Consider the following 26,007-nt stretch of genomic DNA (forward strand, 5'->3'; position numbering starts at 1 on the left):
CGATCGTGCCGATGTTGCAGTGCGGCTTGGTGCGTTCGAACTTTTCCTTGGCCATTCTCTTCTCTCCGTCCCCTGAAAAAGGGGGCTTCAGTCCTTGGGGTTTTCAGGGGTCCGGCGGACCCGAAGGCCCGCCGGGATTGGTTGGTGCTTAGGCGCTGTACTTCTTGATCACTTCGTCGGCGACGTGTTGCGGCACCGCTTCGTAGTGGTCGTACTGCATGGTGAAGGCGGCGCGGCCCTGCGACATGCCGCGCAGCGTGTTCACATAGCCGAACATGTTGGCCAGCGGCACGAAGGCGTTCACGACGGTGGCGTTGCCGCGCATGTCCTGACCCTGGATCATGCCGCGACGGCCGTTCAGGTCGCCGATGACCGAACCCAGATACTCTTCCGGGGTCACGACCTCGACGGCCATGATCGGTTCCAGCAGCTTCGGTCCGCCCTGGGTGCGCAGTTCCTTGAAGGCGGCGCGGGCCGCGATTTCGAACGCCAGCACGCTGGAGTCGACGTCGTGGAACTTGCCGTCGGTCAGGGTCGCCTTGAAGTCGATCAGCGGGAAGCCGGCCAGCAGGCCGTTGTCCTTGGCCGATTCCAGGCCCTTCTCGACGCCCGGGATGTATTCCTTCGGCACGGCGCCGCCGACGATGGCCGACTCGAACACGAAGCCCGAACCGGGTTCGCCCGGCTCGAAGGTGATCATGACGCGGGCGAACTGACCCGTACCACCGGTCTGCTTCTTGTGCGTGTAGTCGATCTCGGCCTTGCGGCTGATCGATTCACGGTAGGCCACCTGCGGCGCGCCGATGTTGGCTTCCACCTTGTAGGTGCGCTTCAGGATGTCGATCTTGATGTCCAGGTGCAGCTCACCCATGCCCTTCAGGATCGTCTGGCCCGACTCGTGGTCGGTCGAAACGGTGAAGGACGGGTCTTCCGAGGCCAGCTTGGCCAGGGCGACGCCCAGCTTTTCCTGGTCCGCCTTCGACTTCGGCTCGACGGCGATCTCGATCACCGGCGCCGGGAACTCCATGCGCTCCAGGATGACCGGGTTCTTGATCGGGTCGCACAGGGTGTCGCCGGTGCGGGTTTCCTTCAGGCCGGCCAGGGCGACGATGTCGCCGGCGTAGGCTTCCTTGATGTCCTCGCGGTTGTTCGAGTGCATCAGCAGCATGCGGCCGACACGCTCCTTCTTGTCGCGCGACGAGTTCAGCAGGCCCATGCCCGTTTCCATCTTGCCCGAATAGATGCGGCAGAAGGTGATCGAGCCGACGAAGGGGTCGTCCATGATCTTGAAGGCCAGAACCGACAGGGGCTCCTCGTCCGACGCCTTGCGGGTCACCGGCTCTTCGGTCTTGTAGTCGATGCCCGGGGTCGGCGGGATGTCGATCGGCGACGGCAGGTAGTCGACGACGGCGTCCAGCAGCGGTTGCACGCCCTTGTTCTTGAAGGCCGAGCCGCAGAGGATCGGGTAGAAGGCGCCGGTCAGCACGGCCTTGCGGATGCACTTCTTGATGGTCGCTTCGTCGGGCTCGTTGCCCTCGAGGTAGGCTTCCATCGCCTCGTCGTCGAGTTCGACGGCGTTGTCGATCAGGTACTGGCGGGCTTCGTTGGCCTTGTCGACCAGATCAGCCGGGATTTCCTCGTCGCGGTACGACGCGCCCAGGCCGTCGTTGTCCCAGACAACCGCCTTCATGCGGACCAGGTCGACGAGGCCCTTCAGCTCGCTTTCGGCGCCGATCGGGAACTGGATCGGCACGGCCTTGGCGCCCAGACGGTCGCGGATCGACTCGACCGACTTGTCGAAGTCGGCGCCGATCTTGTCCATCTTGTTGACGAAGACGATGCGCGGCACGCGGTACTTGTCGGCCTGACGCCAGACGGTTTCGGTCTGCGGCTCAACGCCCGCGTTGCCGTCCAGCACGGTCACGGCGCCGTCGAGGACGCGCAGCGAACGCTCGACTTCAATGGTGAAGTCCACGTGGCCGGGGGTGTCGATGATGTTCAGGCGCTTGTCGTTCCAGAACGCGGTCGTCGCGGCCGACGTGATGGTGATGCCGCGTTCCTGCTCCTGGTCCATCCAGTCCATGGTGGCGGCGCCGTCGTGGACTTCACCGATCTTGTGGCTCTTGCCGGTGTAATACAGGATCCGCTCGGTCGTCGTCGTCTTGCCGGCGTCGATGTGCGCCATGATGCCGAAGTTGCGGTAGTCTTCGATTTTATGCGTGCGGGGCATGAGAGCGTGCCTTGCGGTCAGATGCGGCGCGGAAACGCGCCTCGGGAATGTTCGGATAAGCGAGCGCGGGCGATTTAGCTCAAACCGCCCGCGCCGGATAGTCACGTAAATAGGAAGCCGGTCGGCCTCCCGAAAGTCTTACCAGCGGTAGTGGCTGAAGGCGCGGTTGGCTTCAGCCATCTTGTGGGTGTCTTCGCGCTTCTTCACGGCGGTGCCGCGGTTGTTCGAAGCGTCCAGCAGCTCGGCCGCCAGCTTTTCGGTCATGGTGTTTTCGCCGCGGTTGCGGGCGGCGTTCACCAGCCAACGGATGGCCAGGGCCTTGCGGCGGTCCGGACGAACTTCGACCGGCACCTGGTAGGTGGCGCCGCCGACGCGACGCGAACGGACTTCGACCGCCGGGGCGACGTTTTCCAGCGCGCTGTGGAAGGTCGCGACGGCTTCCTGGTCCTTCTTCTTCTCGGCCAGGATGTCGAAGGCGCCGTACACGATGTTTTCGGCGACGGCCTTCTTACCTTCGTACATGACGTAGTTCATGAACTTGGTGACGGTCAGATCCTTGTACTTGGGATCCGGCAGGACTTCACGCTTCTGGGCGCGGTGGCGACGGGACATGGGCTCAGCCTTCTAAAGTCGTATCGTACGGCCGGTCCGCCACCCCTGGGGCGCGGACCGGCGAATGGAGTGAAGCGGTCGCTTACTTCGGACGCTTGGCGCCGTAGTGCGAACGGCGCTGCTTGCGGTCCTTGACGCCCTGCGTGTCGAGCACGCCGCGCAGGATGTGGTAGCGAACGCCCGGAAGGTCCTTCACGCGGCCGCCGCGGATCAGCACCACCGAGTGCTCCTGCAGGTTGTGGCCTTCGCCCGGGATGTAGCACACGGCTTCGATGCCGGTGGTCAGACGGACCTTGGCGACCTTACGAAGCGCCGAGTTCGGCTTCTTCGGGGTCGTGGTGTAGACGCGGGTGCAGACGCCGCGGCGTTGCGGGCAACCCTTCAGGGCCGGGACCTTGTTACGGACCGGCTTGGGGGCGCGCGGCTTGCGGATCAGCTGGTTGATAGTCGGCATCGAGTACTCGTTCTCTTCTAGTCGATGGGGGCGTGTGCCTTTCGGCCGGAGCGCCCCGGTGAGCCTTCTTTTCGGACGGCGGGAGCCGCCCTCGGGTGAGGTTCCGAGCCTTGACCGCGACAAACGCAAAAGCCGGAACGTGCGCTTTGGACGTTCCGGCGGGCAACAGCCCGTTCGCTCGATTGTCTCGATCTCGACGGAGGTCCGGAGACATCCTTCTCGAAAGTGGGCGGCTTCTACGCGCGCGGGGCCGTCAGGTCAAGGGCGCTGCGCGGCCCCAATACCGCCACGCTCGACCGATCACCTGCCGGTCTGACAGGGAGGATGGATGAGCGGGCGCCTGGAGCTCCGGACCGGGATACAGCGACGCTGGCGCAAGCCGGCGCTGATCGGTGTTTCCGCCCTCGCCCACCTCCTGATCCTCGGCGGCCTCGGCCTGCGGGTTCTGACTGTTGATCCGCCGCGCCTGCCGGACGCGCCACAGCCCCTCTACCTCGAGATCGAGCCTCGCCCCCTGCTGGAGGACGAGACGCCCCGTCCGCGCGTCCAGCCGACCCCGGCGCCGGTCGAGGCCGCCCCTTCCACCACGGAGAGCCGCCCCACCTTCCTGGGGCTCCCCCTGCCCCGCCCGCGCGATGAGGACGAGGAGGATCAACCGCCGTCTCCGCCCTCGCCCCGGGCCGTCGCCCCGGGCGCGCCGGCTCCGCCGCCGGACGCCGGGGCCTGGCAGGTGCGGCCCGAGACCCTGGGCGACCGGGTCGGGAGAGGCCTGCGCACGCGCGGTCCGGGCTGCGCGAGCCCGCAGCTGCTGAGCCCGGATGAACGCCGCATCTGCGAGGACCGGTTTGGCGAACGCGCCGCCGCCGCCCCGCCGATCAGCGGCACCGGCAATCCGGAACGCGACGCGCGCTTCGCCCGCGAGGGCGCCGCGGCCCTCGCCCAGTATGAGGCCCGCCGCCGTCCGCTCGCCGGCGGCACGGGCGTCGTCGGCCCGCAGGACGGCCCGGGCTCGAACTTCGGGATGGGCGTGGCCGGCGCCCATCTGGACCCGTCGCTCCGTCCGGACTCGACGTCCAATGTCCGCACCCGTCGCGACGGCGGCCGCGCCGCAGACCAGCCCCTGACGCCCGGCGGCGGCGGCTTCAGTCGCGAGTAGATCGCCGGGCAAAAAGAAAGGGCGGCGCCTTTCGACGCCGCCCCTCTTTCAGTTCAGGTCCGTGACCCGGATCAGCCTTCCGACTGCTCCAGCTCCAGGGCCAGATCGGCCGGCAGCGGCTCGACCGCGTCTTCGCGGGCTTGCGTCAGCTCGGCGTCACGCTCGTTGGCGATCTTCTGCAGGCTGCGCAGGTAGGCGCCCGTACCGGCCGGGATCAGACGGCCGACGATGACGTTTTCCTTCAGGCCTTCCAGGGTGTCGCGTTTGCCGTTGACCGAAGCGTCGGTGAGGACGCGGGTGGTCTCCTGGAACGACGCCGCCGAGATGAAGCTGCGGGTCTGCAGCGACGCCTTGGTGATGCCCAGCAGGACCGGCTGCGTGGTGGCGACACGACCGCCACGCTTCTCGACCTTGGCGTTCTCGAGCGCCGCTTCCGCCACTTCGACGGTGTCGCCGCGGATCAGGGTGGTCTCACCCGAATCCAGCACTTCCACCTTCTGCAGCATCTGACGGACGATGACCTCGATGTGCTTGTCGTTGATCGGCACGCCCTGCAGTCGGTAGACCTCCTGCACTTCGTTCACCAGATACTCGGCCAGCGCCTCGACGCCCTGGATGCGCAGCAGATCGTGCGGATCCGGGTTGCCGTCGATGATGTAGTCGCCCTTCTGGATCAGATCGCCGTCGTGGACGGAGATGTGCTTGCCCTTCGGGATCAGGAATTCCACCGCCTCGGCCTGGTTGCCGTCGGCATCCGGCTCCGGGGTGATCTTGATGCGGCGCTTGTTCTTGTAGTCGCGGCCGAACTCAACGCGGCCATCCATTTCGGCGATGACGGCGCAGTCCTTCGGACGGCGGGCTTCGAACAGTTCGGCGACGCGCGGCAGACCGCCGGTGATGTCGCGGGTCTTGGCGCCTTCGGTCGGAACGCGGGCGATGATCTCGCCCGGCTTGACCTCGTCGCCGTTCGCCACGGACAGAACCGCGCCGACCGGCAGCAGGTACCGGGCGTCAGAGCCCGAGGCCAGCTTGGCGTAGGCGTCGCCCTGGGTCACGCCCATGGCCGGACGCAGGTCCGAACCACGCGGCGAGGCCCGCCAGTCGCTGACGACGCGCTGGGCGATACCGGTCGCCTCGTCGGTTTCTTCCTTGACCGACAGACCTTCCACCAGGTCCTCGAAGCGCACCGTACCGGCGACTTCGGTGAGGATCGGGGTGGTGTACGGGTCCCACTCGGCCAGGCGTTGACCCTTGGCGATGTCGCCGCCGTCCTTGACGCGGATGCGGGCGCCGTACGGGACCTTGTGGGTCTCGCGGTCCTTGCCGTCCACGGTCACGACAACGGTCACGTTGCGGCTCAGGGCCACCAGATCGCCGTGCGCGGCCTTGACGACCGGTCCGTTGATCTTGGCCACACCGGCGTTGGTCGCCTCGTAGAACGAGGTTTCCGCCACCTGCGCGGTGCCGCCGATGTGGAAGGTCCGCATGGTCAGCTGGGTGCCCGGCTCGCCGATCGACTGGGCGGCGATGACGCCCACGGCTTCACCGATGTTCACATTGGTGCCGCGCGCCAGATCACGGCCGTAGCACATGGCGCAGATGCCGGCTTCGGCTTCACACGTCAGGGCCGAACGGACCTTGATCGACTGCACGCCGGCCGCGTCGATGACCTCGACTTCCTCTTCCTGCAGATAGGTGTCCGCCGGGAACAGGACCTTGTCGCCGCCGGGCTCCTTGATGTCCTCGGCCGCGTAGCGACCCAGGACGCGCTGGCCCAGCGAGACCAGGACGTCGCCGCCCTCGACCACGGCGCGCAGGGTGATGCCCCGGGTCGTGCCACAGTCTTCCTCGGTGACGATCGAGTCCTGCGCGACGTCCACCAGACGGCGGGTCAGGTAACCCGAGTTGGCGGTCTTCAGCGCGGTGTCGGCCAGACCCTTACGGGCGCCGTGGGTGGAGTTGAAGTACTCCAGCACGGTCAGGCCTTCCTTGAAGTTCGAGATAATCGGGGTCTCGATGATCTCGCCCGACGGCTTGGCCATCAGGCCCCGCATGCCGCCCAGCTGCTTCATCTGCGCCTGCGAACCACGGGCGCCCGAGTTGGCCATCATGTAGACGGAGTTGATGTCCGGGTTCTGACCCTTGGCCAGAACGCGCGGCTGCGCGATCTCGCCCATCATCGCGTCGGCGATCTTGTCGGTGACCTTGGCCCAGGCGTCGACGACCTTGTTGTACTTCTCGCCCTTGGTGATGAGGCCGTCAGCGTACTGCTGCTCGTACTCTTCCACCTGGGTGCGGGTTTCCGCGACCAGACCGGCCTTGGCTTCCGGAATGACGATGTCGTCCTTGCCGAACGAGATGCCGGCCTTGGCGGCTTCGCGGAAGCCCAGCTGCATCATCTGGTCGGCGAAGATGACCGTCGCCTTCTGACCGCAGTGACGGTAGACCTGATCGATCAGGTTGCCGATTTCCTTCTTGGTCAGGTTCTTCTCGAGCAGGCGGTAGCCGATGTTCGGGTTGTGCGGCAGCAGCGCGCCCAGCTTCATCCGGCCCGGGGTCGAGTCGATGACCTTGGTCACGGTCTCGCCGTCGGCGTTCATCTCCGTCCAGCGGGCCTTGATCCGGGTGTGAAGCGACACGGCCTTGGCGTCGAGCGCGGCGTCGATTTCGCCCATGTTGGCGAACAGCTTGCCTTCACCCGGCTCGCCGTCCTTGACCAGCGACAGGTAGTACAGGCCCAGGACGATGTCCTGCGACGGCACGATGATCGGCTTGCCGTTGGCGGGCGACAGGATGTTGTTGGTCGACATCATCAGGACGCGCGCTTCCAGCTGGGCCTCGAGGCTCAGCGGGACGTGCACGGCCATCTGGTCGCCGTCGAAGTCGGCGTTGAACGCGGTACAGACCAGCGGGTGCAGGCGGATCGCCTTGCCCTCGATCAGCTTCGGTTCGAAGGCCTGGATGCCCAGACGGTGCAGGGTCGGGGCGCGGTTCAGCAGGACCGGGTGCTCACGGATGACCTCGTCGAGGATATCCCACACCTGCGGCTGCTCGCGCTCGACCATGCGCTTGGACTGCTTGACGGTGCCCGACAGGCCCTTGGCGTCCAGACGCGCGTAGATGAACGGCTTGAACAGCTCCAGCGCCATCTTCTTCGGCAGGCCGCACTCGTGCAGCTTCAGCTCCGGACCCACGGTGATGACCGAACGGCCCGAGTAGTCGACGCGCTTGCCGAGCAGGTTCTGACGGAAGCGGCCCTGCTTGCCCTTCAGCATGTCGGCGAGCGACTTCAGCGGACGCTTGTTGGCGCCGGTGATGACGCGGCCGCGGCGGCCGTTGTCGAACAGGGCGTCGACCGATTCCTGCAGCATCCGCTTTTCGTTGCGGATGATGATGTCCGGCGCGCGCAGCTCGATCAGGCGCTTCAGGCGGTTGTTCCGGTTGATGACCCGGCGGTACAGGTCGTTCAGGTCCGAGGTCGCGAAGCGGCCGCCGTCCAGCGGCACCAGCGGGCGCAGTTCCGGCGGGATGACCGGAACGACGTTCAGGATCATCCACTCGGGCTTGTTGCCCGACTCGAGGAAGGCCTCGATCAGCTTCAGGCGCTTGGACGCCTTCTTGGCCTTCATTTCCGACGGATTGTCGGCCAGCTCGGCGCGGTGCTTCTCGGCTTCCGCGTTCAGGTCGATGCCCATCAGCAGGTTGCGGACGGCCTCGGCGCCGATCTCGGCGGTGAAGCCGTCGTCGCCGAACTCTTCCTGGTAGCGATAGAACTCGTCTTCCGTCAGCAGCTGGTTCTGCTTCAGCGGGGTCAGGCCCGGCTCGGTGACGATGTAGTTCTCGAAGTACAGGACGCGCTCGACGTCCTTCAGCGCCATGTCGAGCATCAGCGAGATGCGCGACGGCAGCGACTTCAGGAACCAGATGTGGGCGACCGGCGAGGCCAGTTCGATGTGACCCATGCGCTCGCGACGGACGCGGGCCAGGGTGACTTCAACACCGCATTTCTCGCAGATGATGCCCTTGTACTTCATGCGCTTGTACTTGCCGCACAGGCATTCGTAGTCCTTGGTCGGGCCAAAGATACGGGCGCAGAACAGGCCGTCACGCTCGGGCTTGAACGTGCGGTAGTTGATGGTTTCCGGCTTCTTGATCTCGCCGAACGACCACGAGCGGATCTTCTCCGGCGAGGCCAGGGCGATGCGGATCTGGTCGAAGGTCGGGGTGACCGGGACCGGGTTGAAGATGTTCAGGACTTCCTGGTTCATCTGTCAGTTCCTTCTGCGGCGGGAGGGCCGCGTAAAATTCAGTGTGGATCAGGTGAACGGTGGCAGTGAGTACTGAGTAGGAGGAAATGAGCGGGGCCTCGCCCTACTCACTCCTCACCACTCACTCTTCACTCGCGTCAGCCGTTCTCCAGCTCCACGTTCAGGCCCAGCGAGCGCATTTCCTTCACGAGCACGTTGAACGACTCGGGGATGCCCGCCTCGAAGCTGTCGTCGCCGCGGACGATCGCCTCGTAGACCTTGGTCCGGCCGGCCACGTCGTCGGACTTCACCGTCAGCATTTCCTGCAGGGTGTAGGCCGCACCGTAGGCTTCCAGCGCCCACACTTCCATTTCACCGAAGCGCTGGCCGCCGAACTGCGCCTTGCCGCCCAGCGGTTGCTGGGTGACGAGCGAGTACGGCCCGATGGAGCGGGCGTGGATCTTGTCGTCGACCAGGTGGTGCAGCTTCAGCATGTAGATGTAGCCGACCGTGACCGGACGCTTGAACTGGTCGCCCGTCTGACCGTCGAACAGGATCGACTGGCCCGAACGGTCCAGACCGGCCTTCTCCAGCAGGTCCTCGATGTCCGAGATGTGCGCACCGTCGAAGACCGGGGTCGCGAACGGAACGCCCTTCGACAGGTTGCGGGCCAGCTCGACCAGCTCTTCCTCGTCCTGCGGCAGCGGGGTGTCCTTGCCGTAGACGTCCGACAGATGGTCGATCAGCGCCTGCTTCTGGCCGCCCTGTTGCCAGGCTTCCAGCAGGCCCTGGATCTGCTTGCCGAGACCGGCGGCGGCCCAGCCCAGGTGGGTTTCGAAGATCTGGCCGATGTTCATGCGCGAGGGCACGCCCAGCGGGTTCAGAACGACGTCCACCGAGGTGCCGTCTTCCAGGTGCGGCATGTCCTCGATCGGCAGGATCTTGGAGATGACGCCCTTGTTGCCGTGACGGCCGGCCATCTTGTCGCCCGGTTGAAGCTTGCGCTTCACGGCGACGAAGACCTTGACCATCTTCATCACGCCCGGAGGCAGTTCGTCGCCGCGCTGCAGCTTCTCGACCTTATCCTCGAAGCGGCGGTCGAGGGCCTTCTTGGCGTCCTCGAACTGCTTCTTCATGGCCTCCAGCTCGCCCATCGCCTTCTCGTCGTCGAGGGCGATCTGCCACCACAGACCCTTGGACAGCTCACCCAGCTTCTCGAGGGTGACCTCGCCGCGGCCCAGACCCTTCGGACCCGAGACGGCGGTCTTGCCCAGCAGCAGCGGCTGCAGGCGGCCGTAGACGTTGCGCTCGAGGATCTTGAGCTCGTCGTCGCGGTCCTTGCCCAGGCGTTCGATCTCGGCACGTTCGATCGCCATGGCGCGCTCGTCCTTGTCGACGCCGTGGCGGTTGAAGACGCGCACGTCGACGATGGTGCCGGCGACGCCGGGCGGCAGACGCAGCGAGGTGTCGCGGACGTCCGAAGCCTTCTCGCCGAAGATGGCGCGCAGCAGCTTCTCTTCCGGGGTCATCGGGCTTTCGCCCTTCGGCGTCACCTTGCCGACCAGGATGTCGCCCGGCTGGACCTCGGCGCCGATGGCCACGATGCCGGCCTCGTCGAGGTTGCGCAGGGCTTCCTCACCGACGTTCGGGATATCGCGGGTGATTTCTTCCGGCCCGAGCTTGGTGTCGCGGGCCATGACCTCGAATTCGTCGATGTGGATCGACGTGAAGATGTCGTCGCGCACGATGCGCTCCGAGATCAGGATCGAGTCTTCGAAGTTGTAGCCGTTCCACGGCATGAAGGCGACGAGGGCGTTGCGGCCCAGGGCCAGTTCGCCCAGATCCGTCGACGGGCCGTCGGCGATCACGTCGCCGGCCTTCACCGCGTCGCCCACGCGCACGATCGGGCGCTGGTTGATGCAGGTCGACTGGTTCGAACGCTGGAACTTCGACAGGCGGTAGATGTCGACGCCCGAGCGGCCCGGCTCCAGTTCACCGGTGGCGCGCACGACGATACGGGTGCCGTCGATCTGCTCGACGACGCCTTCACGACGGGCGACCACGACGGCGCCGGAATCCACGGCCACGACGGCTTCCATGCCGGTGCCGACCAGCGGCGCGTCCGACTGGACCAGCGGCACGGCCTGACGCTGCATGTTCGCGCCCATCAGGGCGCGGTTGGCGTCGTCGTTTTCCAGGAACGGGATCAGGGCGGCGGCGACCGAAACGACCTGCTTCGGCGACACGTCCATCATGTCGACCGTTTCCTTGGTCAGCAGCTGGGATTCACCGTTGATCCGGCCCGGGACCAGATCGTCGACGATCTGACCGTCCTTCAGTTCGATGTTCGCCTGGGCGATCGTGTACTTCGACTCCTCCATGGCCGAGATGTAGACCACCTCAGCCTGGGCCTGACCGTCCTTCACGCGACGGTAGGGGCTTTCGATGAAGCCGTACTTGTTCACGCGGGCGTGGGTGGCCAGCGAGTTGATCAGGCCGATGTTCGGACCTTCCGGCGTCTCGATCGGGCAGATCCGGCCGTAGTGGGTCGGGTGCACGTCGCGGACTTCGAAGCCGGCGCGCTCGCGGGTCAGACCGCCCGGTCCAAGGGCCGACAGGCGGCGCTTGTGGGTGATTTCCGACAGCGGGTTGGTCTGGTCCATGAACTGCGACAGCTGCGAGCTGCCGAAGAACTCACGCACGGCGGCCGCGGCCGGCTTGGCGTTGATCAGGTCGTGCGGCATGACCGTGTCGATATCGACCGAGCTCATGCGCTCCTTGATCGCGCGCTCCATGCGCAGCAGGCCGACGCGGTACTGGTTTTCCAGCAGCTCGCCGACCGAGCGGACGCGACGGTTGCCCAGGTTGTCGATGTCGTCGATCTCGCCCTGGCCGTCCTTCAGGCCGACCAGGATCTGCAGGACCTTCAGCACGTCTTCCTTGCGCAGGACGCGGATCTCGTCCGAGACCTCCGGGCTTTCCAGACGCATGTTCATCTTGACCCGGCCGACGGCCGACAGGTCGTAGCGCTCGCTGTCGAAGAACAGCGACTGGAACATGGCTTCGGCGGCTTCCGGCGTCGGCGGCTCGCCCGGACGCATCACGCGATAGACGTCGAACAGCGCGTCCTCGCGGCCGGTGTTCTTGTCGATGCGCAGGGTGTTGCGCATGTAGGCGCCGACCGTGACGTGGTCGATATCCAGCACGTCGATGGTGGTGAAGCCCTGCTCTTCCAGCAGGTTGATCGCGGCCTGGTCCAGCTCGTCGCCGGCCTCGGCGTAGATTTCACCGGTTTCGTAATTGACCGCGTCAGCGGCCAGGTAGCGGGTCAGCAGGGCGTCGGCGGCCAGCGACAGCGACTTGGTCGTGTCACCCAGCTTCTTGGCCTGACGGGCGCTGATCTTGGTGCCGGCGGCGGCGATCACCTCGCCGGTGTCCGCGTCGACCAGATCGAACTCCGGCTTCACACCGCGCCAGCGTTCGGCCTTGTACGGCGTGACCCAGCCTTCGCCGCGCTTCTCGTAGGGCACGGTCTCGTAGAAGGTCTTGAGGATTTCCTCGCCGTCCATGCCCAGGGCCATCAGGAAGGTCGAGGCCGGCAGCTTGCGACGACGGTCGATACGGACATAGACGATGTCCTTGGCGTCGAACTCGAAGTCCAGCCACGAACCGCGGTACGGGATCACGCGCGCGGCGAACAGCAGCTTGCCCGAGCTGTGCGTCTTGCCCTTGTCGTGGTCGAAGAAGACGCCCGGCGAACGGTGCATCTGGGACACGATCACCCGCTCGGTCCCGTTGACGATGAAGGTGCCCTTGTCCGTCATGAGCGGGATGTCGCCCATGTAGACGTCCTGCTCCTTGATGTCCTTGACCGAACGCGCGCCGGTCTCCTCGTCCATCTCGAACACGATCAGGCGCAGCTTGACCTTCAGCGGCGCGGCGAAGGTCATGTCGCGCTGGATGCACTCCTCGACGTCGTACTTGGGCTCCTCGAACTCGTAGGAGACGTACTCGAGGATGGCGCGTTCGTTGAAGTCCTTGATCGGGAAGACCGACTTGAAGACCGCCTCGATGCCCTCATCGGTGCGCAGGCCCGGACGGCTCTCGCGCTGGAGGAACTGTTCGTACGACGCGCGCTGAACCTCGATCAGGTTCGGCATCTGCACCGCTTCCGGAATGCGACCGAACGAGTGACGGATGCGCTTCTTGCCGGTGAACGAGGTGGCGGTGAGGAACTGACCGTTGACGGTGAGCTCCGCTTTGGACTTGGCCATTCTGTCTTCCCAATACGAGCCGGGCAGCTCGTTTCAAATGCAGCAGCCACGGGCCGCCGGGTGGCGATCCGTGACAATCGGTTTCGGCGTCCACCCTCGGGCCTTGCGGTCCCAGGACACCTGAATTGTAAGGCTCCCTTGGGGAGGAGCGCGCCTTCGCACCGGTCGGAGGGCGACAAACCGGGCCTCGGCGCTTTCGCGCAGACTCATACGGAGTTAGCGGAACGGGCTGATATACTCGCTTTGACGGCGAAATAAAGGTCGCTGTGGAAAAACTTCGCGCCCTGTCGGAATTCGGCTTGCCCCGCCCGAAACGCCCGTTGCCGCCGGCGCATATGGGGTCCCTTCCCGTCCCCGCCAACTCCCGCTAGCGTCACCTTATGACGCGCCCCCTGATCGCCCCCGCCGCCACGTTCGCCCTCGCCGTCCTCGGCCTGTCCGCCTGCGCCTCTGGGCCGGCGGAACGGACCGCCCCGACCTCGGTCGTCCGCGCCCCCGTCGGCGAGTCGAGCCAGGCCAACTGGGACGCCGGAAACCGGGCCTATCTCGACTGGAACGGCGCGCAGAAGGGCTGGACCACCACCGCCAGCGGCCTGCAGTACCGCCGCATCGGCCGCGCCAGCCCCGAGGGCCGTCAGCCCGCCGCCACCGACACCGTTCGCGTCCACTATCGCGGGACCTTCATCGACGGGCGGGAGTTCGACAGCTCCTGGTCGCGCAATGAACCGACCGAGTTCCCCCTCAACCGGGTCATCCGGGGCTGGACCGAAGGCGTCGGCCTGATGCGCGAGGGCGAGCGGTTCGAGTTCGTCATCCCGCCGTCGCTCGGCTACGGCGAGCGGTGGATCGGCGGCGACGAATTGCCGCCCAACTCGACCCTGTTGTTCACGGTGGATCTGCTGGAAGTAAAGCCGGCGTCCTGACCCGAGCGGCCGGCCGACGCCGTCCGATCACCGCGAAAGGCCGCCCATGCTTCGCTCCCTCCCCCTCGCGGGTGTCATCGTCGCCCTCCTGGGTGTCGTCGCGCCGGCTGTGCAGGCGCAGACGGCGGTCCATCCGGTCTACGGCCCGCGGCTGGAGGGCTACGACTACCCCTTCCCCGTCCACATCTACGCCTTCACCTCGCAGCGCCAGACGCTGGAGATGGCCTATATGGACGTCGCGCCGACCGGTGCGCCGAACGGCAGGACGGTCGTCCTGCTCCACGGCAAGAATTTCTGCGCCGCCACCTGGGCCCCGACCATCAACGCCCTGACCGGCGACGGCTATCGCGTCGTCGCCGTGGATCAGGTCGGCTTCTGCAAATCGTCCAAGCCCGGGGCCTACCAGTTCTCCCTGCCCCAGCTGGCCGCCAACACCCGCGCCTTGCTGGACAGTCTCGGCGTCGAGCGGCCGATCGTGATGGGTCACTCCATGGGCGGCATGCTGGGCGTCCGTTACGCCCTGCAGAACCCGGAGGCCGTCTCGCGGCTGGTTCTGGTCAACCCGATCGGGCTGGAGGACTGGCAGGCCGAGGGCGTCCCCCGCGCCGGGCTGGACGACGCCTTCGCCGCCGAGCGAGGCGCCACCTTCGACAGCATCAAGGCCTATCAGCGCCGCTTCTACTACGACGGCGACTGGCGGGACCGGTATGACGAACCGGTGGCCATGCTGGCCGGACTGTACGCGGGGCCGGGCGGCGAGATCGTCGCCTGGAACCAGGCGCAGACCTCCGACATGATCTTCACCCAGCCCGTCGTGCACGAGTTGCCGGCCCTGCGGGTCCCGACCCTGCTCTTCATCGGCGAAACGGATCGCACCGCTCCGGGCGCCGCCCGCGCCACGCCCGAGGTTCAGGCGCGGCTGGGTCGCTACGACCAGCTCGGCCGGCGGACCGTGGAGGCCATCCCGCAGGCCCGGCTGATCGCCTTCCCGGACCTCGGCCACTCGCCCCAGGTCGAGGCGCCCGAGGTCTTCCACGCCGCCCTTCTGGCGGCGCTCGCCAGCGCGAGATGACAGGATTGTAATATCGTATCAGCCTCGCCGGGTTGACCCCCGCGTCAGGGCGAAGTGATCTGCACCCCCCGGTTTGCCCTGCCTGCGAGTCCCTCATGCGTCCATCCGCCCGCCTGCTCGTCTCCGCCTGCGCCGCGGCGCTCCTGCTGGGCGCGTCTCCCACCCTGGCCCAGGTCGGCACGCCGGCGCTTCCGGTGGCCCTCGCCCCGATCCCCACGCCGCGCGACGCGCCCTATCCCGGCGTGATCGGCATCACGGTGGACGCCACGGACATCGATCGCCGCATCGTCTCGGTGAAACAGACCGTTCCGGTCGCCGCGCCCGGCCCCCTGATCCTGCTCTACCCCCAGTGGCTGCCGGGCAATCACGGACCGGTCGGCCCGGTGGACGACATCGCGGACCTGCGGATCACGGCCAACGGGCGGCCCCTGCGCTGGGTGCGCAACACGGTCAACACCAACGCCTTCCAGGTCGAGGTGCCGGCGGGCGTGTCGTCGGTCGAGGTCGACTTCAAATGGTTGACGCCGCTGGACGGATCCCAGGGCCGGGTGGTCATCACCGACGAGATGCTGAACATCCAGTGGGAGAAAGCCCTGCTCTATCCGGCCGGCTACTACTCCCGCCGGATCACCTTCCAGCCGACCCTGCGCCTGCCGGCGGGCTGGCAGTACGGCACGGCGCTGGAGACGCAGTCCTTCGAGAACGGGGTGGCGACCTTCGCCCCGATCACCCTTGAGCATTTCGCCGACAGCCCCCTGTTCGCGGGCGTCCACTACCGTCAGATCGACCTTGATCCGGGCGGCCGCTCGCCGGTGCGTCTGAACGTCGTGGCGGACAGCGCGGAACAACTCGCCGCCACCGAGGCCCATATCGGGCAGCACCGCGAGCTGGTGCGGCAGGCCGACCGGCTGTTCGGCGCCCGGCATTATAATCACTATGACTTCCTGCTGGCCGTCACCGATCGCCTCGGCGGCATCGGGCTCGAGCACCAGCGCTCATCCGAGAACAGCGTCGACACCAAATACTTCACCGACCCGACCGGAACCCTAGCCGACCGCGACCTGCTGGGTCACGAGTACACCCACAGCTGGAACGGCAAGTGGCGCCGGCCCGCGGACCAGCTGACCCCGACCCTCAACGAGCCGCTGCAGAACTCCCTGCTCTGGGTCTATGAGGGCCAGACTCAGTACTGGGGCCTGATCCTGACCGCCCGCGCCGGACTGATGACCAAGCAGCAGGCGCTGGACGTGTTCGCCAATACCGCCGCGACCTACGCCGACGACAATCCCGGTCGCGCCTGGCGGGCCATGCAGGACACCACCAACGACCCGATCATCGCCCAGCGTCGGCCCCAGCCCTGGCCCAGCCGCCAGCGGGCCGAGGACTATTATCGCGAAGGCGCCATGATCTGGCTGGATGCCGACACCCTGATCCGGGAGCAGTCGGGCGGCCGGCGCTCGCTGGATGATTTCGCCCGGGCGTTCTTCGGAGTCCAGGACGGCAACTGGGATCCCGCGCCCTACACCTTCACCGATGTCACCTCGACCCTGAACGGCGTGGAGCAGAACGACTGGGCCGGTTTCCTGCGCGACCGCCTCGACGCCGTCGGCCCCGAGGCGCACGGGCCGCTGGCCGGCATTGAACGCGGCGGTTACCGGCTGGTCTGGCGCGAGACGCCGAACGCCTATTCGCGCGCCCTGAACACCGAGCTGGGACGCGTCGACTTCCAGTATTCCTTGGGCCTGTCCCTCAACGCCTCCAACCGCATCACCGGCGTCCGCTGGGGCTCCCCCGCCTTCGAGGCGGGCCTGACCTCGGGCTGGGAAGTCGTCGCCGTGAACGGTCGCGCCGCCAACGCCGCCGCGATCGCCGAAGCCATCACCGCCTCCAAGGCCAACACCACGCCGGTTCAGCTGATGGTGAAGCGGGGCGACCGGTTCCGCACCATCGATTTCGACTACCACGACGGCCTTCGCTACCCGCATCTCGAGCGGATCGAAGGCGCCCCTGACCGTCTCGGCGACATCCTCGCCCCGCGTCGCCGTTGATCCCGGGTATGCCTATGTCCAAGTCCGCCGCCCTCGCCCTGCTGCTCGCCTCCGTGGCCCTGCCCGCCATGGCCCTGCCCGCCATGGCCCAGACCGTCCCGGCCTCGCAGGCCCAGGCGCCCCTTCCCGCGCCGACCAGCCTTCCGCACGCCCTGCCGCCGATCCCGGCGCCGCAGGATCGGGACTATCCCGGCGTCATCGGCATCCGGGTCGACCTGACCGATCTCGATCACAAGGTCATCCGCACCCGCCAGACGATCCCGGTCTCGGCCGGCCATCTGGTCCTGCAGTATCCGAAATTCATTCCGGGCAACCATGCCGACACCGGCCCCATCCAGCTGATCTCGGGCCTGACCGTCACGGGCGGCGGCCGACGGATCGAGTGGGTCCGTGACACCGTCGACCCGCACGCCTTCCATCTGGACATTCCCGCGGGCGTCTCGACGATCGAGGTCGACTTCGAATGGCTGACCCAGCCGGACAATGCGACCTGGCGCGTGGTCATGACCCAGGAGATGGTCAACCTGCAGTGGGAAAAGGCCCTGCTCTATCCGGCGGGTTACAATCACAGCCGCATCACCTTCGCCCCGTCGGTCGTCCTGCCCGAGGGGTGGAGCTATGGCGTGGCTCTGGACACCACCGGCCGCGAAGGCGACGTCGCGACCTTCGCTCCCATCAGCCTCGAACATCTGGCCGACAGCCCGATGTTCGCAGGCCGACACTATCGCCGGGTGGATATCGACCCGGGCGGCCGTTCGCCCGTGCATCTGAATCTGGTCGGCGACACCGCCGCCTCGATCAACATCACGCCCGAGTGGACGGCGAAATACGAAGCCCTCGTCGATCAGGCCGACCGCCTGTTCGGCGCCCGCCACTATGATCGGTACGAGTTCCTTCTCGCCCTCACCAACCAGATGGGCGGCATCGGGCTGGAGCATCACCGCTCGTCGGAGAACACCGCCGCGCCCAACTACTTCTCCAGCGCCAATCCGGCCTACGGCGCCCGCGGCCTGCTTCCGCACGAGTATGTGCACAGCTGGAACGGCAAGTTCCGCCGGCCGTCCGACGAATACGTCGCCAATTTCAACGTCCCGACCCAGAACACCCTGATGTGGGTCTATGAGGGCCAGACCGAATACTGGGGCGACGTCCTGACCCCGCGATCCGGGCTCGGCACCGTCGAGGAGGCGATCATCAATCTCGCCGAGGTCGCCGGTTTCTACGACAACCAGCCCGGCCGCCAGTGGCGCGCCCTGCAGGACACCACCAACCACAACCTGCTGGGCTACCGCACGACCAATCCGTGGTCGTCGTGGATGCGCGGCACCGGGGACTATTACCGCGAGGCCCTGCTGGTCTGGCTGGACGCCGACACCCTGATCCGGGCCGAGACCAACAATCGCAGGTCGCTGGACGACTTCGCCAAGGGCTTCTTCGGCGTCGAGGACGGCGTCTGGGAGGCCCGCCCCTACACCTTCGACGACGTGGTCACGGCCCTGAACGCCGTGCACCCGCACGACTGGGCGACCTTTCTGCGCAGCCGTCTGGACGCTGTCGGTCCGGACGCGAAGGCCCCGCTGGACGGCATCGAACGCGCCGGCTGGCGTCTGACCTATGTCGACGAACTGACCCCGGTCGAGAAGCGGATGCTGGGCGGCTGGGCTGGCGACTTCCAGTATTCGCTCGGCTTCAGCGTGTCAGGCACGCGCATCACCGGCGTGCGCTGGGGGTCTCTGGCCTTCGAGCAGGGGCTGGGCGCCGGCTGGGAGCTGATGGCCGTCGGCGACCGGGTCGGCTCGGCCGAGGCCCTGCGCGCCGCCGTCACCGCGGCGAAGACCAGCCCGGAGCCGATCCGCCTGGTCCTGAAGCGCGGCGACGAGTTCCGCACCGTGGCCTTCGACTACCACGGCGGCCTGCGCTACCCGCGTCTGGTCCGCATCGACGGCACGCGCGACCGCCTGGCCGACATCTTCGCGCCGCGCAGCCGCTAGGGCGAGTCCGCCGCCCGGTTCACGGCATCGGGCGGATTACGGAAACATAATGCGGCGGCCGGCATCTGACCGCGCCGCCGCACGCCTCTGGTCTGCAGTTGTCACACTCAGGGGCTGTTCCGATGACCACCATCTCCACCCTCCGCGCCGGGGGCCGGTCGCTGCTGACCGGGCTGATCGCGCTGACGCTCACGGCCGCGCCCGCCTTCGCCCAGGACGTCGCCCGCATGGACGAGGTGATCCGCGCCTTCACCGACCGGGACGCCTTCTCGGGCGCCGTCCTCGTCGCCCGCGGCGATGAGATCCTGCTGGACCGCGGCTACGGACTGGCCAACCGCGAGTGGGCCATCCCCAATGACGGCGACACCAAATTCCGCCTCGGCTCGGTCAGCAAGCAGTTCACGGCGGTCGCGATCCTGCAGCTGCGCGAGCGGGGTCTGGTCGACCTCGACGCCCCGATCCGGGCCTGGTTCCCCGACGCACCGGCGAGCTGGAACGCCATCACCCCGCGCCACCTGCTGACCCACACCGCGGGCCTGCCCAACGTCACCGATCTCGACGGCTTCCAGGCCTACAAGATGCAGGACACCACCCCCGAGGCGACCATCGCCCTGTTCCGCGACCTGCCCCTGGACTTCCAGCCCGGCGAGGGCTGGGCCTACTCGAACTCCGGCTACCTGCTGCTGACCGCCATCGTCGAGAAGGCGTCCGGTCAGTCCTACGCCGACTATCTGGTCGAACACCTGCTCCGTCCGCTCGGGATGGCCGACACCGGCTATGACGTCTCCTCCGTCATCCTGCCGCGACGGGCGTCGGGCTACACCCCGACCCGGACCCGCGGCGTGGTCAACGCCGAATACGTCAACATGGTCATTCCGCAGGGCGCCGGCGCCCTTTACTCAACCACCCGCGATCTCCTGAAATGGGAGCAGGGCCTGTTCGGCGGTCGTCTGCTGTCCCCGGAGTCCCTGACCCTGCTGACCACCCCGGTCCGCAACGACTACGCCTTCGGCCTGATCGTCAAACCGGAGGGCGACGGTGCGATCGTCCAGCACAGCGGCGGCATCGAAGGCTTCAACACCTGGATGGGACGCGACACCGGCAGCGCGATGACTGTCATCGTCCTGGGCAACCTCAACGGTCGGGGTCCCGACCGGATCGGCGCCGACCTGCTGACGCTGGCGAACGGCGGAACCGTGGCCACGCCGGAGGAACGCGAGGCCGTCGCGCTTCCCGCGGAAACCCTGCGGGCGTACGCCGGGGTCTATGATCTCGCGCCTGATTTCGCGATCACCGTGACGGAAACGGACGGCAGGCTGATCGCCCAGGCCACCCGCCAACCGCCCTTCGAACTGTTCGCCGAAGGCCCGGACGCCTTCTTCCTGCGGGTGATCGACGCGCGCGTCACCTTCTCCCGCGACGCGTCGGGCGCGGTCGACGGCCTGATCCTGCATCAGAACGGCCGCGAAGCGCCCGCCCGCAAACGCTAGGCGGAAGCCCGACAGGGGACCGCCGGAACTCCCAAAGAAAACGGGCCGGAGGTTTCCCTCCGGCCCGTTCAACTGTTCAAGCTGCCGCTCCGAAGAGCGACACGCCAGAAGCCAGATTACTTGATCTGGATCTTGGCGCCGGCTTCTTCCAGCTTCTTCTTGATTTCTTCGGCGGTCTGCTTCGAGACGTTCTCGACGACGTTCTGCGGAGCGCCTTCGACCAGGTCCTTGGCTTCCTTCAGACCGAGGTCCGAACGCACGCCACGGACTTCCTTGATGACGTTGATCTTCTTGTCGCCGCCGTCGATCAGGACAACGGTGAACTCGGTTTGCTCTTCGCCGGCCGGAGCGGCTTCACCGCCGGCAGCGCCACCGGCCGGCATGGCCATGGCGACCGGAGCAGCGGCGCTCACGCCCCACTTTTCTTCCAGCAGCTTCGACAGTTCAGCGGCTTCCAGGACGGTCAGAGCCGACAGGTCTTCAACGATTTTGGCGAGATCAGCCATGGGGTAGTTCCTTCGGTAGGATGAGGTTCAGAGAGTGTGCAGAGATGAAAGGTGCGGTTCCGCTTACGCGGCGTCCTTCGTGGCGTAGGCGTTGAAAACGCGGGCCAGTTGGGCCGCCGGAGCTTGAACGACGCCGGCGATCTTGGTCGCGGGAGCGTTGAGCAGGCCCAGCAGTTGAGCGCGGATCTGGTCCAGCGACGGCAGCTTGGCGAGGGTGTCGACACCCTTCGCGTCCACGACCGTCTCGCCCATGAAGCCGCCCAGGATCACGAACTTGTCGTTGCCCTTGGCGAACTCGGACGAGACCTTGGCGGCCGTCACCGGATCGGAGGCGTAGGCGATGCCCACCGGACCCTTGAACAGGCCGTGGTAGTCGCTGCCTTCTTCGGCTTCGAGCGCCTTCAGCGCCAGGCGGTTCTTCACCACCTTGAACGCGCCGCCTTCTTTACGAAGACGGCCACGCAGGTCTTCCATTTCCGCAACGGTCAGACCCAGGTTGTGGGTCACGACCACGGCGCCCGCGTCGGCGAAAACGCCCTTCAGCGTTTCGATCGACTCGGCTTTTTGTGCGCGGTCCATTGCGGTCTCCAGTCTTGGTACTCGCCCCCGGGCTTATTCCCGGAAGCGTATGGCCAAAGCGCCGCGCATCGCTGCGAGACGTTCAGGCCGGTCGTATTGTCCGAAGGAAGCTCAAACCCCGTGCCCCCGTTTCCGGGTGACGGCGATCGTCTGCATCCCCATCTCCCCACGGCGCCAGAGGGCTCTCTGACAGTTACGGCGGTGGGTGGCCCCCACGCCCCGAAGTTCTCGGACAGGACCGCCGCGTCCCGAAGGCTGCGACGGAGAAGGCGCGCTCTATACACGCAATCGCCGCAAACTCAAGCGGGTTCGGCGTTTGCACCGCTTCTGCACCGGAAATCCTCGAGACAGCAGCGGGAATCCGGGGCAGGTTCGCTCTCATAAAGGGAGGGCACCCCATGAGCGACGCCATCGAGGCCACCGGCCGCAACAGCCTGGGCCGGGCCGGAACGCCCGCGCTGGCGGGCTTTCGACTCGCCGTCGGCCTGCTGCAGGGCGCGGCCCTGTGGTGGCTCTATCGCAGCGCCGAGGTCAGCGACTACAGCCAGGCCGCCGAGCAACTGAACTGGCCCGCCAACGTCCCGGAGCTGTTCGGCCCGCTGTCGATGATCCTCGTCATGGTCCCTGTCCTGCTGCTGGCGGGCGCCGGACGGATGCGCATCCGCACACTGGTTCTCTGGGCGCTCGGCGCCACCGTCTTCCTCGCCCTGCTGGGCTGGCACGGCGTCGCCGCCCAGTCGATCACCGAGTACGGCCCGCGCAGCCGTCCGCCCTACCTCCCCTGGCCCATGCCCCTGTTCGCCGGCGCCGCCCTGTTCATCGGTCATCACCTGGTCCTGCCCGCCGATCTGGAGCGCCGGTGGATCGCGGCCTTCCCGACCTATTTCGACACCGCGTGGAAGGCCGGGGTGCAACTGGCCCTCTCCGTCGGCTTCACCGGCGCCTTCTGGATTCTGCTGTTCCTCGGCGCCGCCCTGTTCAGGGTGATCGGTCTGACCTTCCTTTCGGACCTGATTGCGGAGGACTGGTTCTTCATCCCCGTCACCACCCTGATGTTCGCGACCGCCGTGCACCTGACGGACGTCCGGGACGCCCTGATCCGCGGCGTGCGCAGCGTCGCCCTGATGCTGCTGTCCTGGCTGCTGCTGCTCATGACCGTTCTGGCGGCGGGCTTCCTCGCCGCCCTGCCCTTCACCGGCCTGGACAGCCTGTGGGACACCGGCAGCGCCACCGCCCTTGTCCTGACCGCCGCCGCCGCCCTGATCATCCTGATCAACACCGCCTATCAGGACGGGCGCGCCGACAACCTGCCGCCGCGCGTCCTGCAGTGGGCCGTGCGCCTCGCCGCCGTCCTGCTGACGCCTCTGGTCATCCTCGCCTTCTGGGGCCTGGCCCTGCGCATCGGCCAGCACGGCCTGACGCCCGATCGGATCATCGCCGTCGCCTGTGCCCTGATCGGCGCCGCCTATGCGGGCGGCTACGGCTACGCCGCCCTGCTGCCCTTCACCCGCTCCCGTCGCGGCAAGGGCACCGACTGGATGCAACCTCTGGAGCGGACCAACGTCCTGACCGCCGTGCTGGAGGTCGCCGTCATCCTCGCCCTGTTCAGCCCCCTGGCCGACCCGGCCCGCCTGTCCGTCGCCGATCAGGTCGCCCGGCTCGAGCGGGGCGCGGTGAAGCCGGACCAGTTCGACTTCCGCTTCCTCCGCTTCGAAAGCGGCAAGGCGGGCGAGGCGGCGCTGGAGCGACTGACGCGGTCGTCCAGCGCCGACGTCGCTGAACGCGCCAGACGCGTCGCCGCCATCCGGAACCGCTGGGACTCTCGTGACGAAGGCGAGCCGGACCGGATTCCCGTCTTTGAAGTCGTCGGATCACCGCTCCCGGCGGATTTCGTCACCGGCGTCCGTCCCGACGACGACAGGTATGCTTGCGTGGATAAGGGAACCTGCGTCGCCCAGGCGATCGACCTCAACGGCGACAACGTCATGGAAGTGCTCATCGCCAGATCGTTCAGCATCGATCTTTGGGCCCGGAACAGTGACGGCGTCTGGACCCGTCAGGGCGCCTATCCGCACCTGCGTTGTGTCGGCGGGCGCCGCGAGGATGCGCGGGAGCGGCTGAAGCAGGGTGGCGTGCGGATCGCCGAACCCCGCTGGCCCGCGCTCGCCTTCGGCGACGGCCCGGCCGTGACGCCCCAGCTGGAGCAGGACATCCGTTGCGCGCCGGCGTCCGCCGACGCGACGGCCCCTGTCCCGGTTACGGTGACCGCGACGCCCGCGTCCTAACCCCTCGTTCACCCTGCCCGACCACCCGATCTTCACCTTGTGACGGTTAAAACGTCCCGGAATGAGCCAGCTCCGCTATCGAGAGCCGGCCGGGACGTGATGGAACAGGGGCCGTTCGCATGGCGAAGACCGTACTTGTCGTGGACGATGATCCGACCCAGCGCCGCATCGCGCAGGCCGTGCTGGAACGCGAGGGCTATATCGTCGTCCACGCCGAGGGCGGCGGTCAGGCCATCGACCGCCTGACCAAGGGCGGCGGGGCCGACGTGGTCCTGCTCGACATGGTCATGCCGGGCATGAGCGGCATGGAGGCCCTGGCCGAAATCCGCACCGCGGGCGTCGCCACCCCCGTCATCGTCCTGACCGCCAACGGCGGCGTCGACGCCGTGGTGAAGGCCATGCAGGCCGGCGCCCAGGACTTCTTCGTCAAGCCCGTCTCCGCCGAGCGCCTGCTGGTCGGCGTGCGCAACGCCCTGCAGCTGACCCAGCTGACGGCCGAGGTCGGCCGCCTGAAGAAGCACCACGGCGGCCGCACCTCCTTCGACGATCTGGTCGGCAACAGCCCGCCCATGCGTCTGGTGAAGTCGCTCGGCGCCCGCGCGGCCAAATCCGGCATCCCGGTCCTGATCACCGGCGAAAGCGGCGTCGGCAAGGAAGTCATCGCCCGCGCCCTGCACGGCGCTTCGGACCGCTCGGGCAAGCCCTTCGTGGCCGTCAACTGCGGCGCCCTGCCCGCCAACCTGGTCGAGTCGATCCTGTTCGGCCACGAGAAGGGCGCCTTCACCGGCGCCACCGACAAACACCTCGGCAAGTTCGCCGAAGCCTCCGGCGGCACCCTGTTCCTGGACGAGATCGGCGAACTGCCTCTGGACATGCAGGTCAAGCTGTTGCGCGCCCTGCAGGAAGGCGAGATCGACCCGGTCGGCTCCAAGCGCTCGGTCAAGGTCGACGTCCGCATCGTCTCGGCCACCAACCGCGACCTGGCCGAACAGGTGCGCGAGGGCCGCTTCCGCGAGGACCTCTTCTACCGCCTGAACGTCTTCCCCATCGAGGCCCCGGCCCTGCGCGAGCGTCGCGAGGACATCCCGGCCCTGATCGACCACTTCATCGGCCGCTTCAATGTCGAGGAAGGCAAGCGGATCGCGGGCGTGTCGCCGGCGACCGCCGCCCTGCTGACCGCCTTCGACTGGCCGGGCAATGTCCGCCAGCTGGAGAACGCCGTCTATCGCGCCATCATCCTGGCCGACGCCCCCTTCCTGCAGCCCCACGACTTCCCGGCCATTTCGGGCGTCTACTCGGCCCCCTCGGGGGAGATGGCCGAAGGCGACAGCCCCGAGACGGAGGGGCTGTTCGCCGACAGCTCGCTCCCCCACCAACCCGACATCGACCTCCCGCCCCTGCCGGACACGCCCATTCGCATCCTCGACGACCGCGGCCACCTGCGCACGCTGGAGGAGATCGAACGCGACCTGATCCAGCACGCCATCGAGGTCTACGCCGGCCACATGTCCGAAATCGCCCGCCGCCTCGGCATCGGCCGCTCCACCCTCTACCGCAAGGTCCGCGAACAGGGCCTGGAAGGCGCGCTGAAGGACGCGGGCTGAACGGGGCGCACACGCCGCCGTCGGTTGCGCCAGCGGCGGCCCGCCAGCGCTCGAATGAACGTGTCTCCCCAATTCCCGCCCCGTCTACGACATGGGGCAGTCAGGCCTTCCGAACGCTCAGGTAACTCACAACATTCGATCCGTCATAAACAACCGTTACGTTAATATTGCCGCCAAGATTTAGGTACTTGCTACCGACAAAATCGCGAATATCCGGCTCACCAAGTAGCCTATGTATATCCGCGTCAGACATGCCCACCTTTATTCCAAATGGAAGTTCGTCGGAGAATGGAGCATGGGTCTCAGATCGCTGGACGAAAAACTGGACATCCAAAACCTTTCCACTCTCGGAAAGTAAATCGACTCCCTTGGTTGACGACCCGACATAGATCCGTAGGGGCGGATCGTCGTAGACATCCGCAAGCCCGTACCGGCTCGTAACCTCGGCCACCTCCGCGCTCGCCGTGTCTTTTCCCAATGTGGAAATCAAATCTTCTGCAAAAGACACGGCTTCGGCTCCCATATGCTAGGACTAA

General features: G+C 66.9%; 16 protein-coding genes. 8 read left to right on the top strand and 8 right to left on the bottom strand.

Features of this window, described 5'->3' with window-relative positions:
- Positions 1 to 148 precede the first annotated feature (148 nt).
- The 3 genes from fusA to rpsL all read right to left on the bottom strand — a co-directional run bounded on the left by fusA (position 149) and on the right by rpsL (position 3,296).
- Complete coding sequence (gene fusA / locus ACLQ7T_RS06555; RefSeq protein ID WP_420478699.1) at positions 149 to 2,230, bottom strand: elongation factor G; 2,082 nt, start codon at positions 2,228 to 2,230, stop codon at positions 149 to 151.
- Between the two features lie 138 nt (positions 2,231 to 2,368).
- Positions 2,369 to 2,842 carry a 30S ribosomal protein S7 gene (gene rpsG / locus ACLQ7T_RS06560; protein ID WP_420478700.1) on the bottom strand — a complete coding sequence of 158 codons (474 nt, stop codon included), beginning with the start codon at positions 2,840 to 2,842 and terminating at the stop codon, positions 2,369 to 2,371.
- Between the two features lie 82 nt (positions 2,843 to 2,924).
- Positions 2,925 to 3,296 carry a 30S ribosomal protein S12 gene (gene rpsL, locus ACLQ7T_RS06565; RefSeq protein WP_056453566.1) on the bottom strand — a complete coding sequence of 124 codons (372 nt, stop codon included), beginning with the start codon at positions 3,294 to 3,296 and terminating at the stop codon, positions 2,925 to 2,927.
- Between the two features lie 328 nt (positions 3,297 to 3,624).
- Between rpsL and ACLQ7T_RS06570 the strand changes: the two genes are divergently transcribed.
- Positions 3,625 to 4,452, top strand: a complete 828-nt coding sequence (locus ACLQ7T_RS06570; RefSeq protein WP_420478701.1) for a hypothetical protein — start codon at positions 3,625 to 3,627, stop codon at positions 4,450 to 4,452.
- 71 nt (positions 4,453 to 4,523) lie between these two features.
- Here the strand turns inward: ACLQ7T_RS06570 and rpoC are convergent, their stop codons facing one another.
- A complete protein-coding gene (gene rpoC, locus ACLQ7T_RS06575) occupies positions 4,524 to 8,720 on the bottom strand; it encodes a DNA-directed RNA polymerase subunit beta' (RefSeq protein WP_420478702.1) in 4,197 nt (1,398 codons plus the stop codon).
- Between the two features lie 137 nt (positions 8,721 to 8,857).
- Positions 8,858 to 12,973, bottom strand: coding sequence for a DNA-directed RNA polymerase subunit beta (gene rpoB, locus ACLQ7T_RS06580; RefSeq protein WP_420478703.1), 4,116 nt, complete (start codon positions 12,971 to 12,973; stop codon positions 8,858 to 8,860).
- A 380-nt stretch (positions 12,974 to 13,353) separates the two neighbouring features.
- Here rpoB and ACLQ7T_RS06585 point away from each other — a divergent pair, with 380 nt between their 5' ends.
- The 5 genes from ACLQ7T_RS06585 to ACLQ7T_RS06605 all read left to right on the top strand — a co-directional run bounded on the left by ACLQ7T_RS06585 (position 13,354) and on the right by ACLQ7T_RS06605 (position 20,497).
- Positions 13,354 to 13,896, top strand: a complete 543-nt coding sequence (locus ACLQ7T_RS06585) for an FKBP-type peptidyl-prolyl cis-trans isomerase (protein ID WP_420478704.1) — start codon at positions 13,354 to 13,356, stop codon at positions 13,894 to 13,896.
- A gap of 46 nt (positions 13,897 to 13,942) precedes the next feature.
- Positions 13,943 to 14,968, top strand: a complete 1,026-nt coding sequence (locus ACLQ7T_RS06590) for an alpha/beta fold hydrolase (RefSeq protein WP_420478705.1) — start codon at positions 13,943 to 13,945, stop codon at positions 14,966 to 14,968.
- A 95-nt stretch (positions 14,969 to 15,063) separates the two neighbouring features.
- Positions 15,064 to 17,016 carry a M61 family metallopeptidase gene (locus ACLQ7T_RS06595; RefSeq protein WP_420478706.1) on the top strand — a complete coding sequence of 651 codons (1,953 nt, stop codon included), beginning with the start codon at positions 15,064 to 15,066 and terminating at the stop codon, positions 17,014 to 17,016.
- A 14-nt stretch (positions 17,017 to 17,030) separates the two neighbouring features.
- Positions 17,031 to 19,007 carry a M61 family metallopeptidase gene (locus ACLQ7T_RS06600; RefSeq protein WP_420478707.1) on the top strand — a complete coding sequence of 659 codons (1,977 nt, stop codon included), beginning with the start codon at positions 17,031 to 17,033 and terminating at the stop codon, positions 19,005 to 19,007.
- Between the two features lie 122 nt (positions 19,008 to 19,129).
- Positions 19,130 to 20,497, top strand: a complete 1,368-nt coding sequence (locus tag ACLQ7T_RS06605; protein ID WP_420478708.1) for a serine hydrolase — start codon at positions 19,130 to 19,132, stop codon at positions 20,495 to 20,497.
- A 116-nt stretch (positions 20,498 to 20,613) separates the two neighbouring features.
- Here the strand turns inward: ACLQ7T_RS06605 and rplL are convergent, their stop codons facing one another.
- Together rplL and rplJ are read right to left on the bottom strand one after the other, a co-directional pair.
- On the bottom strand, positions 20,614 to 21,003 hold the full coding sequence (gene rplL, locus ACLQ7T_RS06610; RefSeq protein ID WP_420478709.1) for a 50S ribosomal protein L7/L12: 390 nt from the start codon (positions 21,001 to 21,003) through the stop codon (positions 20,614 to 20,616).
- A gap of 63 nt (positions 21,004 to 21,066) precedes the next feature.
- A complete protein-coding gene (gene rplJ, locus ACLQ7T_RS06615) occupies positions 21,067 to 21,582 on the bottom strand; it encodes a 50S ribosomal protein L10 (RefSeq protein ID WP_420470600.1) in 516 nt (171 codons plus the stop codon).
- Positions 21,583 to 21,980: 398 nt separating this feature from the next.
- Between rplJ and ACLQ7T_RS06620 the strand changes: the two genes are divergently transcribed.
- A complete protein-coding gene (locus ACLQ7T_RS06620) occupies positions 21,981 to 23,867 on the top strand; it encodes a DUF4153 domain-containing protein (protein ID WP_420478710.1) in 1,887 nt (628 codons plus the stop codon).
- 119 nt (positions 23,868 to 23,986) lie between these two features.
- Complete coding sequence (locus ACLQ7T_RS06625; RefSeq protein WP_420478711.1) at positions 23,987 to 25,471, top strand: sigma-54-dependent transcriptional regulator; 1,485 nt, start codon at positions 23,987 to 23,989, stop codon at positions 25,469 to 25,471.
- A 100-nt stretch (positions 25,472 to 25,571) separates the two neighbouring features.
- On the opposite strand, the gene ACLQ7T_RS06630 is transcribed toward ACLQ7T_RS06625, so the two are convergent.
- Entirely contained in the window at positions 25,572 to 25,994 is a 423-nt protein-coding gene (locus tag ACLQ7T_RS06630) for a DUF6392 family protein (protein ID WP_420478712.1), read from the bottom strand.
- Positions 25,995 to 26,007 lie beyond the last annotated feature (13 nt).

It is taken from the genome of Brevundimonas sediminis, from assembly GCF_048799765.1.
In the GTDB taxonomy this organism is placed as follows: domain Bacteria; phylum Pseudomonadota; class Alphaproteobacteria; order Caulobacterales; family Caulobacteraceae; genus Brevundimonas.